The sequence below is a fragment of the Shinella granuli genome (assembly GCF_004341885.1).
Taxonomy (GTDB): domain Bacteria; phylum Pseudomonadota; class Alphaproteobacteria; order Rhizobiales; family Rhizobiaceae; genus Shinella; species Shinella granuli.
This window is the reverse complement of the sequence record NZ_SLVX01000001.1, coordinates 550,354-567,141: the sequence shown is the minus strand read 5'-3', so window position 1 is coordinate 567,141 and position 16,788 is coordinate 550,354. Positions and strand designations below refer to the sequence as shown.

Here is a 16,788-nt window from a genome sequence, read left to right as displayed (position 1 = left end):
CGCCGGGATTTGCATGTGTTTTATGGGGCCACGGCTGAATGCAGCGTGAATGCGGCGTTCATGTGCCGCAAATCGGGCGCGGCGGTCAGGTGCCGGATGCGTCGTCCGCCGGCTTGCCGCGCCGGCCTGCTGCCGGCGGGCGGACCTTCTGCGTCGCCTGGTCGAGCAGCGTGGTGATGAGATCGGCCCCTTCCGGCGAGATCTTGATCGGCACCTCCGCCGCCGCCGGCGCGCCGATGGCGATGCCCTCGGTCCGGAAACGTTCGAGGATGGCGGCGCGCAGATCGGATTTCACGCCCGTGCCATTGAGGATATCCGCAAGGAAGGCTCGGATCTCGAAGTCGAGCGTCGCGGAGGAGAACGCCTGGAAGACCACCATCGGCTCGGGATTGCGCAGCAGCCCCTGCTGCCCGCGCACGACCTCGACGAGGATCTCCTGCACCCGGCGCGGATCGTTGCCGCCATGCACGCTGATCGCTATGTCGATGCGGCCGAGCTTGTTGCGGTGCGTCCAGTTGCCGACCTGCCCGTTGATCAGTACCGAGTTCGGCACGATCACCGTCTGGCGCTGGAAGGTCTCGATCTCGGTGGCGCGCACGGAGATGCGGCGCACGAAGCCCTCGGTCGTGCCGGCCACCACCCAGTCGCCCACCTTGAACGGCCGCTCGGCGAGCAGGATGAGGCCCGAGACGAAGTTCGAGACGATGTTCTGCAGGCCGAAACCGATACCGAGCGAGAGGGCGCCGGCAACGAGCGCGAGGCTGGACAGGTTGATGCCCGCCGCCGATATGCCGACAAGGCCGGCCAGCGCCACGCCGGCATAGCCGACGGCGGTGCGGACGGAATTGCGCACGCCGGCATCGACCTGGCTGCGCGCCAGGACATTGCCGTCCACCCATTTCTGGAACCAGCGCGTGACGACGAGGCCGGCGACGAAGAGCAGGATGCCCGCAAGGATGCCGATCAGCGAGATGGTGATGCTGCCGATACGGATTTCCGTGAAGATGCGGTAGGTCCAGGATTCGATATCCGCGACCTGGAAGCCCCATTGCAGCAGCACCATCGGCACGAAGACGACGAAGATCAGCAGATAGATGCTGAGCCCCGCGGCAAGCCCGACCTGGTCGAGCGCCACCTGGCCGAGGCCGAAGCGCTGCTCCAGCCGCTTGCCGACCGCCGTTTCGGCAAAGGCATTGGGCGCGGAGACGGCGCGGCCGGACAGGAAGCCGATATACATGGTCACGACGATCGCGCCCGTCACGACGATCTGCGTGGCGATGAAGCGCGCCATGCCGACATAGCCGAGCAGCGAGGCGAAGATGAGCCCGAGGCCGGTCAGCATCAGGAGGATGAAGATCGACCGCGGCCACGGGCGCCCCTGCGAATCATGCGCTTCCCCCTGGTGCAGCACCGGCTTGATGAAGGCGGTGACAACGAGCAGCGCGCCGATGACGATCGAGGCGAAGAAGCTTTTCACCACCGTGAGGACGACCGGGGAGCCCAGCACCTCGCTGATCGTGCCGAGGAAATAGTCCGCGCCGTTGACGATGGCCATGCTGAAGATCAGCAGCCACAGAAGCTGCGCGCCGCGATCGGAAACCCGCACCAGCCGCCAGTGCCCGTCGCCGGGCGAAAGCACCGCATTGGCAAGCTGGGCGACGAAGAAGATCGCCACCATCACCGCCAGCGCGATCGAGATGATCGGCGCGATGTCGGAGCGCAGCACATTGAACGTATCGAGGAAGAAATAGCTCGTGCCGGCAAAGGCACCCGCCGCCATGCTCGGCAGGATCGTCGACCAGAAGGCGACGGAAAGCCGCGTGATGTAATGCGGCTTCTCCTGCTGCACGGCGCGCGTGATGAAGGGGGAGAACAGCCGGTAGCTGCCGGACAGCAGCACCAGCGCGGCCACCAGCGACAGCGCGACGGCACCCAGAAGCTGCATGCGCTTGAATTTCCAGACGAATTGCAGCCACGCCGTCACCGTGCGGCCGAACGTCGCCGCCTCGTGGGTCAGCGCACCGGAGGCTTCCGTGAAGAGCGCGGTGTTGACGCCCGTGCGCTTGAGGATGGCGTCGGTGAAGAGCTGCCGTCGGATTTCCGTGATGCGGTTCGAAAGCTTCGTCGCCTCGATGGAGAGGTTTTCCGCCTCGCCGGTCAGCGCGTTGATTTCGTTGCGCTCTACGGCAAGCTTCTTGCGCTCCTCCACCACGACGGCGCCTTCGGCCGGCGCACCCTCGGCCGGCGGGTCGCCAAGTTCGGCCTGGCGCGCCTTGATCGCCTCCAGCCGCGGCCGCGTCGCGACGGAAATGGCCAGGATCGTCCGGTTCAGCGCCTCGGCCTCGATCTTCAGCTCCACGAGCCGCGCATCGTCGTCCTTGTGGCGCTCCACCCGCTCGCGAATCGCATTGAGCTGGCCGCTGGCGCGGTCGAGATCGTTGCTCGCCTGCTCGATCTGCGTCGCATCGACGAGGGCGGGCGCGGCGGCGGTCTGCGCCCGGGCCGGCGCGGCCGCAAGCAGGAGGACCGTGAGAAGGACGCAGAGAAGGCGGAAGGTCGGCAACAGGCCATCCTCGATTGAACGGAAACAGACGATGCAGCGCGGGACACGCGATTGCGCCCCCGTTCTACCCGCGAATGCGGCCATTTTAAACCGGGCTGCCCGTGTTGCTAGAATCCGGCGCCCGGCTCGGCGAGATAGGCCGCCTCCTCCCGGGTCGAGACACGGCCGAGGAAGGCATTGCGATGCGGAAAGCGGCCATATTCGACGATGACGTCCCGGTGGCGGACGGCATAGTCGAGATACATCTCGTCGCCATGCGCCTCGAAGAGCGCGACGGAGAGGTCCTGGTCCGCAAGATCCTCGGAATGTTCGAGCGGCATGTAGAAGAAATGGCGGCGGTCATAGGGGACAGCCTTGTCGGCGCCAGCCTCCAGCGCAAGGCGCGCTTCGCGCCGGGCGATCCAGTCCGTGGCGAAGGCCAGCGGCGAGGCGCGGTACATGTTGCGGGGAAACTGGTCGAGCACGATGATGGCGGCAAGCCGCGCCTCCGGGCTTGCCTGCCACGGCGCCGTCACCGCCTGCGAGAGGGCGAAATGGGTTTCGGCGAAGGTCTCGCGCACATGCGCGTCGAGCGCCGGCGTCGATTGCCACCAGTCCTTGGCCGTCAGCGTCTCGCACCAGAAGTCGACGACCTCCAGCGGTGTCCTGATCCTGCTCTCGCCCATGCCATCCGTCTCCATTCGTCCTGGCGGCAATATGGCGGTGTGCGACCGGGTTGCAAGGGGGCGGCGTTAGCAAAGCGTTTCCCCTTTTCGTGAGCGGTGCCTTTACCTCGCCCGCGCTAGGCTGTGCGCACGCGACGAAAGCAGGGCAAGCGATGCTGAAATTCACCGGTCTTTCCACCTCCGCCTATCGGAAGACGGGTTTCGACCTGCTCCTTGCCCTGGAGGGCTCGACGCGGCGGGCCTATCTCGACACGGCGGCCGATCCGGCGCCGACGATCGGCATCGGCTTCAACCTGCGCTACAATCTCGAACCCGTGCTGAAGGCGATCGCCGGCAGCGGCTGGAGCGCGGCGCTGCAGGCGAAGCTGAAGGCCGTCATCGACCAGGGCTACGCCAGGGGCGAGACCGCGCTGCTCAACAGCCGGCTCGACAAGGTCATGGCCGACTGGAACGCCACGCGCGATCCGGGCGTGCCGAAGGCCTTCGCCTTCTCCTCCGATGCCGAGATCCAGACGGCGCTGGCCGCGCTCTCGCCGCGCTACGAGGCGGCGATCGACAAATGGCTCGCCGGCATCCCGAACTCCACCGAGCGCGCCGTGCTCTTCAGCATGGCCTACAATGCACCCGCCCTGCTCGGACCGAAGCTGAAGGCCGCGATCCTTGCAGGCGACCGGGCCGAGGCCTGGTACGAGATCCGCTACAATTCCAACGGCAGCGGCCATGCCGGCATCGCCAACCGGCGTTATGTCGAGGCCGAGCAATTCAAGCTCTTCGCCAGAGAGGGCACGGCGACGACGGCGGAGGCGCTCGACGCGGGCCGCATGTACGCCGCGCACCGGGAAAAGATCCTCTCCTATGAAAGCCGCTTCGACGCTGACGCCGCCGGCCGCATCAAGGGTTTTTCCGGCATCGATTCGATTTTCGAGGAGTATGCCCCCGCCATCGCCCGGCTGAAGGCCGCCTACGGCATAACCAGGGGCATGGCACTTGAGGAACTGCAGGTCGCCTCCGCCACAGCGCGCAATCTTACGGGCGACGGCACGGCGCATGATTCGGCCGCCAACGACGCCGACCTCCTCGTCGGGTCCTCGCACGCCAACACGCTTTCCGGCGGCCGCGGCGATGACGCGCTCGTGGGCCTTGCCGGCAACGACCGGCTCGACGGCGGCGCCGGCAACGACTGGCTGAACGGCGGGGCGGGTGCGGACCGGCTGACGGGCGGGGCGGGCGCCGACACCTTCGTCTTCCGCAGCGCCGCCGAGATCGGCCTTGCGACGCGCGACCGCATCACGGATTTCGAGCCCGGCCGCGACCGCATCGACCTTTCCGCCATCGACGCCAACGGTCCCGAGGCCGGCCACAGCTTCACCCTTCTTGCGCGGGGCAAGGCCTTCACGGGCGATGCCGGCGAATTGCGCTGGTACACGACGACGGCAAACGGCAAGGCCGTCACCATCGTGGAAGGCGACATCGACGGCGACAAGGCCGCCGATTTCCGCCTCGACCTCGACGGCAAGCTGGCGCTGAGCAAAGGCGACTTCCTGCTCTAGGACATGCCCTGACCCGAAGGCCTTTGGCGCGGCGCAGAGCAATCGCATATGGCGCAACAAAAGGTCTCCGGGCGGCCACGCTGTTCCCCAGGGAACAGCGCGACGCGGATGGTGCAATAGAACAGCGGTTCAGCCCCGCCGATTGCATGGATCCCCGGCCACCGGCGGCATGACCATAACGCCCAAACCGCACAGTTCATTCGATGACGAACGAAATTCTGACCATGGGTCTGTTGCTGTGCGCAGGGCACTGGCTGGCCGACTATCCCCTGCAATCGGACTTCCTGGTGAAGGCGAAGGTCGAGGGCCCCTTGCGGGCCTACCACCTCGTCGCCCATGCCGGCATCCACGGCGCCGTGGTGCTGCTGGTGACGGGAAGCGCCCTGCTCGGCCTTGCCGAATGGGTCCTGCATGTCCTGATCGACGAGACCAAGATCAGGCGGAAGATCAGCTTCGCGCAGGACCAGGCCCTGCATCTCCTATGCAAGCTCGTCTGGCTGGTTGCAAGCCTGGCCCTGATGGCGCCATGACGGGGACCGGGCGCCCTTCCGGGACGCGCCCGCCCGCTCATGCCTGCTTCTTCAGGCCGGTATCGCGGACGATCTCGGCGATCGTGGCGAACTGCGCCGAAAGCGGGTTGCTCTTGCGCCAGACCATGCCGATCGTCCGCGTCGGCCGGGGTTCGGCCAGCGACGATATGCAGACCGATGCGGACCGGGTTTCCGTATCGACCGCCATCTGCGGAATGAGCGTCACGCCGATGCCCGCCCCGACCATCTGCACCAGCGTCGAGAGCGAGCTTCCCTCCATCAGATCGCGCACCGACGATGCCCCGATATTGCAGACCGAAAGGGCCTGGTCGCGGAAGCAGTGCCCCTCCTCCAGCAACAGCAGGCGCATTTCGTGCAGCCTGTCGGAACTCGGCACCGGTTTTCCGGCATCCTCCAGAGGCCGCACCAGCACGAATTCCTCGTCGAAGAGCGCGATCTCCTTGAGGGCCGGCTCCGAAATCGGCAGCGCGACGATGGCGGCGTCGAGCTTTGCCTCCGTCAGGTCCTCGATCAGCCGCTGCGTGATCGCCTCGCGCGGCCGCGGGTCGATGCCGGGATAGTGCCGCGCCAGCGCCTTGATGATGTCCGGCAGGAGATAGGGCGCGACCGTCGGGATGACGCCGAGGCGAAGGCGGCCCGCGATCGGCCCGTGCGCCGCCCGCCCGAGATCCTCCAGCTCGTCGACCGAGCGCAGGATCGCCCGCGTCCGCTCGGCGAATTCCTCGCCAAGCCCCGTCAGCCGGATGCGCCGCCCGCCCCGCTCGACGAGCGGCACGCCCACCAGTTCCTCCAGCTCGCGGATCTGCACGGAGAGCGCCGGCTGCGAAATGGCGCAGCTCTCCGCCGCCCGGCCGAAATGGCCGATGCGGGCAAGCGCCTCGAAATAGCGCAGATGTTTCATGGTCAGGCCATTCATAACCTGAGCATATCGGAGCCTTTAGTTTTTACAATTGGAATTTATGACTGGCCTTTGCTACGCCTTGGCAACCCGGAAGACGCTTCACCGCGGCGCCGACCCAAGAGGCGCGCCTGCAAGTCCCCTTCCGGTGACCTGTCGAATCAAGAAAATCCGTTGGAGGACCAAATGGATACGAAGACGACGACGACCGGCAAGTGTCCGGTCATGCACGGCGGCGCCACCGCCCTCAACAATTCCGTCATGGACTGGTGGCCCAACGCGCTCAACCTCGACATCCTGCACCAGCACGACACGAAGACCAATCCGCTGGGCAAGGGCTTCAACTACCGCGAAGAGCTCAAGACGCTGGACGTCGAGGCGCTGAAGGCGGACCTGCGCGCCCTGATGACGGACAGCCAGGACTGGTGGCCGGCCGACTGGGGCAGCTATGTCGGCATGATGGCGCGCGTCACCTGGCATGCCGCCGGCTCCTATCGCGCCGCGGACGGCCGCGGCGGCGCCAATACGGGCAACCAGCGCTTTGCCCCGCTCAATTCCTGGCCGGACAACGTCAACACCGACAAGGGCCGCCGCCTGCTCTGGCCGATCAAGAAGAAATACGGCAACAAGATCTCCTGGGCCGACCTGATCGCGCTCGCCGGCACCATCGCCTATGACGTGGCGGGCCTGAAGACCTTCGGCTTCGCCTTCGGCCGCGAAGACATCTGGGCGCCGGAAAAGGACGTCTACTGGGGTGACGAAAAGCAGTGGCTCGCCCCGAGCGACGGCCGCTATGGCGACGTCTCCAAGCCGGAAACGCTGGAAAACCCGCTCGCCGCCGTGCAGATGGGCCTCATCTACGTCAACCCGGAAGGCGTCAACGGCAAGTCCGACCCGCTGGCGACGGCCGCGCAGATGCGCGAGACCTTCGCCCGCATGGGCATGGACGACGAGGAAACCGTCGCGCTGACGGCCGGCGGCCACACGATCGGCAAGTCGCACGGCAATGGCAGCGCGGGCGATCTCAGCCCGGATCCGGAAGCCGCCGGCCCGGAATTCCAGGGTCTCGGCTGGATGAACACGAAGGGCCGTGGCATCGGCCGCAACACGGTCGTCTCGGGCATCGAAGGCGCATGGACCTCCGAGCCGACGAAGTGGGACAACGGCTTCTTCGAAATGCTGTTCAAGCATGAATGGACGCTGACCCACAGCCCGGCCGGCGCATCGCAGTGGGCGCCGATCGTCATTGCCGAGGAAGACAAGCCGGTCGACGTGGAGGATCCCTCGATCCGCACCATCCCGATGATGACCGACGCGGACATGGCGCTCAAGGTGGACCCGATCTACCGCGAGATCTCGCTGCGCTTCAAGAACGACTTCGCCGCGTTCTCCGATGCCTTCGCCCGCGCCTGGTTCAAGCTGACCCATCGCGACATGGGCCCGAAGTCGCGTTACTTCGGCCCGGACGTGCCGGCGGAAGACCTCGTCTGGCAGGATCCGATCCCGGCCGGCCGCACGGACTATGACGTCGCCGCCGTCAAGGCGAAGATCGCCGCCTCCGGCCTTTCGGCCGCGGACCTCGTCGCCACCGCCTGGGACAGCGCCCGCACCTTCCGCGGTTCCGACTTCCGTGGCGGCGCGAACGGCGCGCGCATCCGCCTTGCCCCGCAGAAGGACTGGGAAGGCAACGAGCCGGCGCGTCTCGGCCGGGTGCTTGCCGTCCTGGAGCCGATCGCGGCCGCTTCGGGCGCAAGCCTTGCCGACGTCATCGTGCTCGCCGGCAACTGGGGTGTCGAGCAGGCGGCGAAGGCCGCGGGCTTCGACGTCACGGTCCCCTTCGCACCGGGCCGCGGTGATGCGACGGCCGAGCAGACCGATGTGGACGGCTTCGCCCCGCTGGAACCGCTCGCCGACGGTTTCCGCAACTGGCAGAAGAAGGACTATGTGGTAAGCCCGGAAGAGCTGCTGCTCGACCGCGCCCAGCTCATGGGCCTGACGGCACCGGAAATGACGGCCCTCGTCGGCGGCCTGCGCGTCATCGGCACAAACCATGCCGGCACCGCCCATGGCGTCTTCACCGACCGCGTCGGCGCGCTGACGACGGACTTCTTCGTCACGCTCACCGACATGGCCTATTCGTGGATCCCGACGGGCAACAACCTCTACGAGATCCGCGACCGCAAGTCGGGCGCCGCCAAATACTCGGCGACGCGCGTCGACCTCGTCTTCGGCTCGAACTCGATCCTGCGCGCCTATGCGGAAGTCTATGCCCAGGACGACAGCAAGGAAAAGTTCGTCAACGACTTCGTCGCCGCCTGGGTCAAGGTCATGAACGCCGACCGGTTCGATCTGGCCGCCTGACCGGCAGGCCATCAGACGCACGCCTTCCCCCGCATGAGCGGGGGAAGGCTTCAGCAGGAATGCAAGGCCGCAAGGCCGGAGCAATTCCGGCAAAAGGGCGGAAAAGCGGAAACGCCCTACGACGGATTTGCCGGGCTCTTCGGCTGCACGTCCCCGGATTTCGGCTTGCGCCCCTCCGGCGCCTTTCCGGCGCGCTCGCGCGCATGGGCCTCCGGGCCGGCAACGATCACGCCGGGCTTCTTCTCGTCCCGGCGCCTGTCTTCCTTCGACTTCGAAACCTGTGACTTCTCGTCCATGGCAACCTGTTCTCCATTGAAAGATGAGAGACGAACGATTCTGCCGGACGCTGGTTCCCGGAGATTCTTCGCTAGAGCCGCCAGGCGGACGTGATCGTCACGGATACGGTGTCACCCGGCATCGGCCTTTCGCGGCTGAAGGCCCGGAGGGTCTGGCCGTCCGCCAGGTCCAGCGTCACGCTGTAGCGCTCCCCCTCATAGAGCGATGAGCGGACACGCGCGGCAGCCCCCTCGCCGCCCAGCCTGACATCCTCCGGCCGGACCAGGACGTCGGCCAGAACGCCGCCGTCAGGCGCGGATGCGCCCAGCAGCGCGCAGATCGCGTCCCATTCGAGCTTGCGTGGCGCCGCCGCGGGCACGGCAAGCGAGAGGATGGCGCCGCGGCCGATCAGGCTGCCGACAAGCCGTCCTTCCGGACGCGCATAGATCTCCTGCGGCGACGCGACCTGCAGCAGTTCGCCCCGGGACATGACCGCGATGTCGGTGGCAAGCGCCATGGCCTCGCTCTGGTCATGCGTGACATAGACCATCGTCGCGCCGGAGCGCTGATGGAACTCGCGGAAGGTCTCCTCCATCTCCTGGCGCAGATGCCGGTCGAGATTGGCGAGCGGCTCGTCGAGCAGCACGACATCCGGCTGGGTGACGAGGCAGCGCGCGAGCGCGACACGCTGGCGCTGGCCGCCGGAAAGCTCCGCGGGGCGACGGTCGGCGAGATCGGCAAGGCGCACCGTATCGAGTGCCTCGCATATCCGGCGGCGGCGGACATCCTTCGAAACGCCACGCACCTTCAGCGGATAGCCGACATTGTCGGCGACGCTCATATGCGGCCACAGCGCATAGGACTGGAACACCATCGCCATGTTGCGCCGCTCGGGCGGCAGCGACTGGGCGGGATCGGCCAGGAGCCGTTCGCCGAGGAAGATCGCGCCGTCGCTCGGCGCCTCGAAGCCGGCGATCATCCGCAGCACGGTCGTCTTGCCGCAGCCGGACGGGCCGAGCAGCGCGAGGAAACCGCCCTCGCGCACGTCGAGCGAAACGCCGTTCACCGCCGGCCGGCCGGTGCCGAAGTCCTTGCTGACATGGTTGAGGATCAGCTTCGCCACGGCACCGCCCCCTTCGGCAGGTGCTTCGCCATCGCTTCGAGCAGCAGCATCATGGCGACGACCATGAGGACGACGAGCACGGAAAGCGCGGAGGCAAGATCGGAGCCGCCGCTGTCGTCGAGATTGTAGATCACGACGCCGAGCGTCTGCGTGCCCGCGGACCAGAGCAGCGCCGAAACCGTCAGTTCGTTGCAGGCGATGAGGAACACGAGGATGACGGAAGCGCCCGCGGCGGGCGCGACGAGCGGTATCATGATATCCCTGAGGCGCGTGAGGAAGCCGGCGCCGGCAAGGCGCGCCGCCTCCTCCAGCGCCGGGTCGAGCTGGCGATAGGCGCTGACGACGGGCTTGAGGCTGACCGCGAAGAAGCTCGCGAAATAGGCGACGAGGATGATCCAGATCGTGCCGTAGAGCGTCACGTTGAAGACCGGCAGCGGGGCCGCGAAGACGAGGATGAACGCCACGGCGACGACGATGCCGGGAAGCGCATAGGGGATCTCGATCAGGCTCGCCACCATGCGCGATGCCGCGTCCCGCCGGCGCGTCAGCAGATAGCCCGCAAGCACCGACAGGACGAGCAGGCCGATGGCAGTGACGGCGGCGAGAAACAGGGAATTGGCGAAGGCGGTCCGGGTGATCGCCTGCCGCAGCAACACCTCCTCGAAGGCGTGGAAGGACAGGGTCTCGACTGTCAGCGGCACACCATAGGCCGGCACCAGCGAACCGGCGAGCAGCGCGAGGAAGGGCGCGACCAGCATGAAGAAGAGCAGGATCGCCAGCACGGGCAGGAAGACGAACCGCCACCGGCCGACGGGAAGGCATGCCGCCGCGCCGGACTGGCCGAGAATGCGGTAATCCCGGCCGCCGAGCGCGCGCTCCTGCACGGCAAGCCCCGCCACCGAGATCAGCGCGATGACGCCGGAAAGCACCGCGACCTCGCCGAAGGTGCGATCCGTGAAGGCCGCGAACTTGGTGAAGACGAGGGTCGAAAGGGTGTAGATCGAGGCGGGGATGCCGAGGATCGCCGGGATGCCGAAATTGCCGATGCAGGAGACGAAGGCGATGGCGGCACCCGCGATCATGCCGGGCAGCGCCAGCGGCAGGACGATATCCCGGAACGTGCGCAGGGCCGAAGCGCCGGAAAGCCGCGCCGCCTCCATCCCGTCGCGGGGCACGTTCATCAGCCCCGCCCTGAGGGCGAGATAGACGAGCGGCGCATGCTGCACGCCGTAGAGCAGCGCGATCCCGCCCACCGAATAGAGCGGCTGCGGCGAGCCGAGGGGCGGCGCGATGTGCAGCGCCTTCAGGAGCGGGCTCGATGGGCCGGACATCTGCACCCAGGCGAGCGCCGTCACCTGCGGCGGGATCATCATGGGCAGCACGAAGAGAAAGCTCAGCGCCCCCCGGGCCGGCATGTCGGTCAAGGTCAGCAGGAAGGCGAAGAGTGAGCCGATCGCCAGCGAGACGAGGGTGCCGATGATGGCGGTGACCAGCGTGAAATAGGTTGCCGACCAGAGCGTGCGATCGAAAAGCACCTCGATGGCGCCGCCATCGGCAAACGCGGCGATGCCGGTCACCGCCAGCCGCATGAGGGGCAGCACACTGAGGACGACGACCACGCTTGCGATGAACGGAAACAGCCAGATGGGCTGGCTGTTTCCCGGACGAACATATCCATGCATGAAGCTGGCGGCGTGCCTCAGTTCGAGCCGAAATAACCGGAGAACGTCTTCAGGTCCGCATCGGTGTTGTTCAGCGCCGTCGCCGCATCGAGCGGCAGCACGCGGATCGTCTCGCGCGCCGGGAAACCGTCCGGCATGGCGATGCCGTTGCGGGCCGGAATGTAGCCGAGCTTGACGAAGCCTTCCTGGCCCTCGACCGAAAGAACGTAATCGACGAACTTCTTCGCCGCCTCGGCATTCTTCGAGGAGGCGAGGATGCCGACGGGCTCGGTGACGGCGGAAACGCCTTCGGCCGGGAAGACGAACGCGACCGGCGCGCCCTTCGCCTTTTCCCGGATCGGCATGTAGTCGACGACCATGCCATAGGCCTTCTCGCCCGAGGCGACGGCCTTCAGCACTGCGCCGTTGCCGCCCGCCGCCGTCGCGCCGTTTTCGGCAAGCGCCTTGTAGTAGTCCCAGCCGAGGCCGTCGACAGAGGCCAGCGTCTGGGCGTGGATGAGGGCGGCGCCCGAGGTCAGCGGGCTCGGCATGGTGGCAAGGCCCTTGGCCTCCGGCTTTGCGAGGTCCTGCCAGCTTGCCGGCTTCATCGCGGCCGCGGTATTATAGACGATGCCGGTGGTGATCAGCTTGGTCGAATAATAGTAGCCGTCCTTGTCGTAGAGGCTGGCATCGTAGTTGCCGGCTTCCGGCGAGGCATAGGCGAGCAGCTTGCCGTCCTGCTTCAGGCGCTCGAGCGTGACGGTATCGGCGATCAGCAGTACGTCGGCAACCGGATTGCCGGCCGCGATCTCGGCCTGGAGCTTGGCCATGATCTTCGGCGTGCCGTCGCGCACCCAGTCGACCTTGATATCGGGGTTGGCGGCCATGAAGCCGTCGACGGTCGCCTGTGCGTCCTCGTTCGGCTGGCTGGTGTAGAGCACGAGATTTGCGGCAGAGACCGGCAGGGCGGCAAGGCCGGCGGCGAGAAGGGCGAAGGCGGAAACAAGGGTTTTCATGAGAGCATCCTTCCGGGAACGTCATCGCTCCCTACCCCCATCGCTTGACACCTATGTGACACTTTTCCCGCATCGAGGTTCCGCGAACAGGACGCGAAGGCGGCTGGGAAGGCCAAGACCAGCGACGAGATTGAGCCGGCTAATGATTGCCAAAGCCGGCAAATCCGCCATTCGCCCCCCCGATCTCCCCGTCTCCGGCAAATTTTGTTTCGCCGGCACAGGGCCGTGTCTTCGACGAGGTCGCCATCCCCCCGACCGAAAGTCCCTGTTGACGGACACAGGCAGCTCTGGACGAAAGCCGCGCGATCCCGCTTTAACGGCGTGACACGCAATCATCTCCCGGACCGTCCTTCACCGATCGGAAAGCCATGCCAATCCACGAACTTGCCGCGCTGGGCGCCGCGACCTGCTGGGCCTTGACCGGACTGATCTCGGCCGGTCCCGCAGGCCATCTCGGCGCACCGGCCTTCAACCGGGCCCGCCAGGTCTTCGTCACCGGGCTCCTGGCATGTTACGTCCTGCTCATGGGCGTCTGGCGCGAGCTGGACATGGGGAGCGCCGGCCCGCTGCTTTTGTCCGGGCTGATCGGCATCTTCGTCGGCGACACGCTGCTCTTCGAAACGCTCAACCGTCTCGGCCCGCGCCGCTCCGGCATCCTCTTCGCCCTGAACGCACCCATCACCGCCCTGCTCGGCTGGCTGGTGCTCGGCGAAACGCTGTCGGCCTTCGCGGTGACGGGCATCCTGCTGACGGCATCGGGCGTGTTGCTCGCCATCGTCTTCGGCAAGCGCCGGGCGCAGATGCATCAATGGGAAACGATCAAGGGGCCGCTGTCGATCGGCGTGCTGCTCGGCATCGGCGCGGCGACGGGCCAGGCCATCGGCTCGATCCTCGCCCGGCCGGTCATGGCGACCGGCATCGATCCCTTCCTTGCCTCGCTCCTGCGCGTCGGCGTCGCCGCCTTCTGCCTCAGCATCCTCATCCAGTTGCCGATCCCCTCCATAAAACCGAAGGGACCGCTGACGCTCAAGGTCGCGGCGATGACCGCCCTGACCGGCATCCTCGCGCTCGCCATCGGCATGACGCTGCTGCTGTTTGCCCTGTCCGGCGGAAAGGTCGGCATCGTCTCGACGCTGTCCGCCACCTCGCCGGTGATGATCCTGCCCATGCTCTGGCTGAAGACCGGCGAACGGCCCGCCGGCGGCGCCTGGGCCGGCGCCGTCCTTGTCGTCATCGGCATGGGGCTGATCTTCATGTGAAAGGCGCCGGAGGCACGAGCAGAAGCATCGCCACTGCCGGCGCGGCCGCGCAGAACTCGCGGACCGGTCGACGACCTTGCCGCGGCGCCGAAAGGCAGGTGCCTGGTTCGAAGTCTAATCTTCGGGGCCGTAGCCCGGCATCCGGTAGATCGTATCGGGCCGCTGCTGAATATCAGGCACATAGACCCTGGCCATCCATTCCGCATCCTTGAAGTCCTCGATCGCGACCGATACGAGGTCTTCGCCGCATCCGAGCGTCGTCGTCACGGCCCGGGTGAGCGCCTCGGCGAGCGCCTTCTTCTGCTCTTCAGTGCGCCCCTCGACCATCTTGAGAATCACATGCGGCATTGCTGTCTCCCCGTTGCGATCTGCCTGTCGTCCTTCGCCGTGCTCACGGCCATGGCCTTGTCCATTCCTTCACCCACGCAAATCCCTCACGGGAACGCGAAAAACCGCTTCGCCCTTCTGCCGGAATTGCTCTAGCCGACCGCCAGATAGGGCATCACCTCCATCGCGCCGCGATAGATCATGTCGAGCGCGACATAGAGGATGATCGCAAGACCGATATAGGCGATCCAGCGGTGCTTGTTGAGCAGGTTGGCGATGAAGTTGGCCGCGATGCCCATCAGCGCGATGGAGAGCGCAAGGCCGATGATCAGCACGCTCGGATGCTCCCGCGCCGCACCGGCGACGGCCAGCACATTGTCGAGCGACATGGAAACATCGGCGACGACGATCTGCGTGGCGGCCTGCAGGAAGGTCTTTTTCGGCGTGTCCTGAAGGCTCACCTCCTCCTCGCCGCCATGACCGGCATGCAGCTCGCGCCACATCTTCCAGCACACCCAGAGCAGCAGCAGGCCGCCGGCGAGCAGGAGGCCGATGATCGCGAGCAGATGCACCGCAACCGTGGCGAAGGCGATGCGCAGCACGGTCGCCGCAAGGATGCCGACCAGGATCGCCTTCTTGCGCTGCTCGGCCGGAAGGCCCGCCGCCGCAAGACCGATGACCACCGCATTGTCGCCGGCAAGGACAAGGTCGATTGCGATGACCTGCAAAAGCGCCGTCAGGCCGGCGGCCGTCAGAATTTCCATGCTCCGTCACCCATTGGTATGCACCGGCTGGCGAGTACCGCGAAGACGGCCGGCGATTGTCTCTTTCATGCGCGAACGGATTGGATGCCGTAGCGGTCCCGCCCCTTCCCGCCCGTCCATTCATCGCCGAAAGCCGGGAAGAGGTCAAAGCGTCACGCCGACAATCCCCTGCCCCTTTTTCATTGCGGCAGGACGGCCGGTTCCGGAGCTCTCCCCGGATGCATCATCCCGATTGCAGGCGGCCGGCTGCTCCCCTATTGCATCGTCAAGACGTCTCATCGGGAGGACACCGCTTGGCCCTGTCTCACAATCTCATTCGCCGCCTGCAGAACCCGGCGCTGTTCGAAGCGATCGCCGAGCCCGCCTGGCTTGGCCTTGCCGCCGACAATCCCACGTTCGCGGTCTTCAATCCCGCCACCGGCGCGCTGCTGGCCGACATTCCCGACATGGGCACCGCCGAGGCGCGCGCGGCGATCGACCGGGCCGGCGAGGCCCAGACCGAATGGGCCGCGCGCACGGCGCGCGAGCGCTCCGATACGCTGTGGCGCTGGCACCAGCTCATCGTGCAGCATACGGACGACCTCGCCACCATCCTGACCGCCGAGATGGGCAAGCCGCTCGCCGAAGCGAAATCCGAGGTCTCGCATGCGGCAGCCTATCTGCAATGGTATGCGGAGGAAGCGAACCGGGTCTATGGCGAGACGATCCCGGCGCCCTCCCGCGACCGGCGCATGATCGTCATCAAGCAGCCGATCGGCGTTGTCGGCGCCATCACGCCCTGGAACTTCCCTGCCTCGATGGTGGCGCGAAAAATCTCGCCGGCGCTTGCGGCCGGCTGCACGGTCGTGCTCAAGCCGGCCGAACAGACGCCGCTGGTGGCGGGCGCGATGTTCGCGCTTGCCGAAAAGGCCGGCTTTCCGGCCGGCGTCGTCAACCTGGTCTATGCCTCCGAGGGGGATGCCATCGGGCGGGAGCTCTGCGCCAATGCCAAGGTGCGCAAGATCAGCTTCACCGGCTCGACGGAAGTGGGGCGGCTCCTGATGCGGCAATGCGCCGACCAGGTGAAGAAGCTCAGCCTGGAGCTCGGCGGCAACGCACCCTTCATCGTCTTCGACGATGCCGATGTCGAGGCTGCCGTGGACGGCGCCATCCAGGCCAAATTCCGCAATGCCGGCCAGACCTGCGTTTCCGCGAACCGGCTCTACGTCCAGGCCGGCGTGCACGACGAATTCGCACGGAAATTCACCGAGCGGGTGCGCACGCTCTCCGTCGGCGACGGTTTCGATCCCGATGTCGCGATCGGCCCGCTGATCGACACGCGGGCGCTCGCCAAGATCGAGGCGCATGTCGCCGATGCGGTCGAGCGCGGCGGCAGCGTCCATTGCGGCGGAACACGCATCGAGGGCGCCGGCACCTTCTTCGCGCCCACCGTGCTCACCGGCATTTCCCGCGACATGCGCATCGCGCAGGAGGAAACCTTCGGCCCGCTCGCCCCGATCATCCGCTTTACGGATGCCGATGCGGTGGTGCGCGAGGCGAACGACACGATCTACGGCCTCGCCGCCTATTTCTACGCCTCCAATCTCAGCCGCGTCTGGCGGGTGGCCGAGGCCCTGGAATACGGCATGGTCGGCATCAATACCGGCCGCATGTCCTCGGAGGCCGCCCCCTTCGGCGGCGTCAAGCAATCCGGCATGGGCCGCGAGGGCTCCCGCCACGGCCTGGAGGACTATCTGGAGATGAAGTACCTCTGCATGGGCGGCATCTGACGACC

The 16,788-nt window shown here is 66.6% G+C and carries 14 protein-coding genes; 5 read left to right on the top strand and 9 right to left on the bottom strand.

Annotated elements, in window-relative coordinates:
* Positions 1 to 85: 85 nt before the first annotated feature.
* Together EV665_RS02650 and EV665_RS02645 are read right to left on the bottom strand one after the other, a co-directional pair.
* A complete protein-coding gene (locus tag EV665_RS02650; RefSeq protein ID WP_245507635.1) occupies positions 86 to 2,563 on the bottom strand; it encodes a mechanosensitive ion channel family protein in 2,478 nt (825 codons plus the stop codon).
* 107 nt (positions 2,564 to 2,670) lie between these two features.
* Positions 2,671 to 3,228: a DUF924 family protein gene (locus EV665_RS02645; RefSeq protein WP_064332537.1), complete on the bottom strand. Its 558-nt coding sequence runs from the start codon at positions 3,226 to 3,228 to the stop codon at positions 2,671 to 2,673.
* 152 nt (positions 3,229 to 3,380) lie between these two features.
* On the opposite strand from EV665_RS02645, the gene EV665_RS33045 reads away from it, so the two are divergent.
* The gene (locus EV665_RS33045) at positions 3,381 to 4,778 is read left to right on the top strand and encodes a calcium-binding protein (RefSeq protein WP_133032973.1); all 1,398 of its coding nucleotides are present in this window, start codon (positions 3,381 to 3,383) and stop codon (positions 4,776 to 4,778) included.
* Positions 4,779 to 4,981: 203 nt separating this feature from the next.
* On the top strand, positions 4,982 to 5,308 hold the full coding sequence (locus EV665_RS02635) for a DUF3307 domain-containing protein (RefSeq protein WP_064330382.1): 327 nt from the start codon (positions 4,982 to 4,984) through the stop codon (positions 5,306 to 5,308).
* Positions 5,309 to 5,345: 37 nt separating this feature from the next.
* Here the strand turns inward: EV665_RS02635 and EV665_RS02630 are convergent, their stop codons facing one another.
* Positions 5,346 to 6,245 carry a hydrogen peroxide-inducible genes activator gene (locus EV665_RS02630; protein ID WP_133032972.1) on the bottom strand — a complete coding sequence of 300 codons (900 nt, stop codon included), beginning with the start codon at positions 6,243 to 6,245 and terminating at the stop codon, positions 5,346 to 5,348.
* A gap of 168 nt (positions 6,246 to 6,413) precedes the next feature.
* On the opposite strand from EV665_RS02630, the gene katG reads away from it, so the two are divergent.
* A complete protein-coding gene (katG, locus tag EV665_RS02625; RefSeq protein ID WP_064330384.1) occupies positions 6,414 to 8,588 on the top strand; it encodes a catalase/peroxidase HPI in 2,175 nt (724 codons plus the stop codon).
* Positions 8,589 to 8,704: 116 nt separating this feature from the next.
* Here the strand turns inward: katG and EV665_RS02620 are convergent, their stop codons facing one another.
* The 4 genes from EV665_RS02620 to EV665_RS02605 form a co-directional block, all read right to left on the bottom strand.
* Positions 8,705 to 8,884, bottom strand: a complete 180-nt coding sequence (locus EV665_RS02620) for a hypothetical protein (protein ID WP_133032971.1) — start codon at positions 8,882 to 8,884, stop codon at positions 8,705 to 8,707.
* A 71-nt stretch (positions 8,885 to 8,955) separates the two neighbouring features.
* Positions 8,956 to 9,987, bottom strand: coding sequence for an ABC transporter ATP-binding protein (locus tag EV665_RS02615; RefSeq protein ID WP_133032970.1), 1,032 nt, complete (start codon positions 9,985 to 9,987; stop codon positions 8,956 to 8,958).
* Complete coding sequence (locus tag EV665_RS02610; protein WP_133032969.1) at positions 9,975 to 11,669, bottom strand: ABC transporter permease; 1,695 nt, start codon at positions 11,667 to 11,669, stop codon at positions 9,975 to 9,977. Before EV665_RS02610 ends, EV665_RS02615 begins: the two co-directional genes overlap by 13 nt.
* Positions 11,670 to 11,686: 17 nt before the next feature.
* A complete protein-coding gene (locus EV665_RS02605; protein WP_133032968.1) occupies positions 11,687 to 12,664 on the bottom strand; it encodes an ABC transporter substrate-binding protein in 978 nt (325 codons plus the stop codon).
* A gap of 368 nt (positions 12,665 to 13,032) precedes the next feature.
* Here EV665_RS02605 and EV665_RS02600 point away from each other — a divergent pair, with 368 nt between their 5' ends.
* Positions 13,033 to 13,923 (top strand): DMT family transporter, encoded by an 891-nt coding sequence (locus tag EV665_RS02600; protein ID WP_133032967.1) that lies wholly within the window; start codon positions 13,033 to 13,035, stop codon positions 13,921 to 13,923.
* A 114-nt stretch (positions 13,924 to 14,037) separates the two neighbouring features.
* Here EV665_RS02600 and EV665_RS33040 read toward each other — a convergent pair whose 3' ends face one another.
* Positions 14,038 to 14,271: a tautomerase family protein gene (locus EV665_RS33040; protein ID WP_064330390.1), complete on the bottom strand. Its 234-nt coding sequence runs from the start codon at positions 14,269 to 14,271 to the stop codon at positions 14,038 to 14,040.
* A gap of 131 nt (positions 14,272 to 14,402) precedes the next feature.
* Positions 14,403 to 15,014, bottom strand: a complete 612-nt coding sequence (locus EV665_RS02590; protein WP_064330391.1) for a TerC family protein — start codon at positions 15,012 to 15,014, stop codon at positions 14,403 to 14,405.
* Positions 15,015 to 15,307: 293 nt separating this feature from the next.
* On the opposite strand from EV665_RS02590, the gene EV665_RS02585 reads away from it, so the two are divergent.
* Positions 15,308 to 16,783: an NAD-dependent succinate-semialdehyde dehydrogenase gene (locus tag EV665_RS02585; protein WP_133032966.1), complete on the top strand. Its 1,476-nt coding sequence runs from the start codon at positions 15,308 to 15,310 to the stop codon at positions 16,781 to 16,783.
* Positions 16,784 to 16,788: the final 5 nt, after the last annotated feature.

Bases quoted from the DNA above. Each gene is read 5' to 3' on its own strand.
- EV665_RS33045 (WP_133032973.1), top strand. From the start codon at position 3,381: ATGCTGAAATTCACCGGTCTTTCCACCTCCGCCTATCGGAAGACGGGT.
- EV665_RS02630 (WP_133032972.1), bottom strand. From the start codon at position 6,245: ATGAATGGCCTGACCATGAAACATCTGCGCTATTTCGAGGCGCTTGCC.
- EV665_RS02610 (WP_133032969.1), bottom strand. From the start codon at position 11,669: ATGCATGGATATGTTCGTCCGGGAAACAGCCAGCCCATCTGGCTGTTT.
- EV665_RS02590 (WP_064330391.1), bottom strand. From the start codon at position 15,014: ATGGAAATTCTGACGGCCGCCGGCCTGACGGCGCTTTTGCAGGTCATC.
- EV665_RS33040 (WP_064330390.1), bottom strand. From the start codon at position 14,271: ATGCCGCATGTGATTCTCAAGATGGTCGAGGGGCGCACTGAAGAGCAG.
- EV665_RS02635 (WP_064330382.1), top strand. From the start codon at position 4,982: ATGACGAACGAAATTCTGACCATGGGTCTGTTGCTGTGCGCAGGGCAC.
- katG (WP_064330384.1), top strand. From the start codon at position 6,414: ATGGATACGAAGACGACGACGACCGGCAAGTGTCCGGTCATGCACGGC.
- EV665_RS02645 (WP_064332537.1), bottom strand. From the start codon at position 3,228: ATGGGCGAGAGCAGGATCAGGACACCGCTGGAGGTCGTCGACTTCTGG.
- EV665_RS02620 (WP_133032971.1), bottom strand. From the start codon at position 8,884: ATGGACGAGAAGTCACAGGTTTCGAAGTCGAAGGAAGACAGGCGCCGG.
- EV665_RS02605 (WP_133032968.1), bottom strand. From the start codon at position 12,664: ATGAAAACCCTTGTTTCCGCCTTCGCCCTTCTCGCCGCCGGCCTTGCC.
- EV665_RS02600 (WP_133032967.1), top strand. From the start codon at position 13,033: ATGCCAATCCACGAACTTGCCGCGCTGGGCGCCGCGACCTGCTGGGCC.